The organism is Lacinutrix sp. MEBiC02595, from assembly GCF_053601555.1.
Genome location: NZ_JBSHNU010000016.1, coordinates 1 through 380, shown reverse-complemented (window position 1 = coordinate 380; position 380 = coordinate 1). Strand labels below are relative to the sequence as shown.

The following is a 380-nucleotide window of genomic DNA, read 5'->3' as shown; positions in this document are numbered from 1 at the left end:
GAAGGATCTCTTGCTATTTATGAGATCATCAAAGTAAGTGAAGGATCTCTTGCTATTTATGAGATCATCAAAGTAAGTGAAGGATCTCCTGCTATTTTGGAGAGCGTCAAGAGCATGGAAGGATCTCCTGCTATTTTGGAGAGCGTCAAGAGCATGGAAGGATCGGATCTCTTGCTATTTATGAGATCATCAAAGTAAGTGAAGGATCTCCTGCTATTTTGGAGAGCGTCAAGAGCATGGAAGGATCTCTTGCTATTTATGAGATCATCAAAGTAAGTGAAGGATCTCTTGCTATTTATGAGATCATCAAAGTAAGTGAAGGATCTCCTGCTATTTTGGAGAGCGTCAAGAGCATGGAAGGATCTCCTGCTATTTTGGAG

The 380-nt window shown here is 40.8% G+C and carries 1 protein-coding gene; it reads left to right on the top strand.

Annotated features, from left to right (window positions below):
• Positions 1–198, top strand: a 198-nt coding sequence (locus tag ACVCZW_RS00040; RefSeq protein WP_452231281.1) for a hypothetical protein, incomplete at its 5' end; no start/stop codon positions are given.
• Between the last annotated feature and the right edge of the window lie 182 nt (positions 199–380).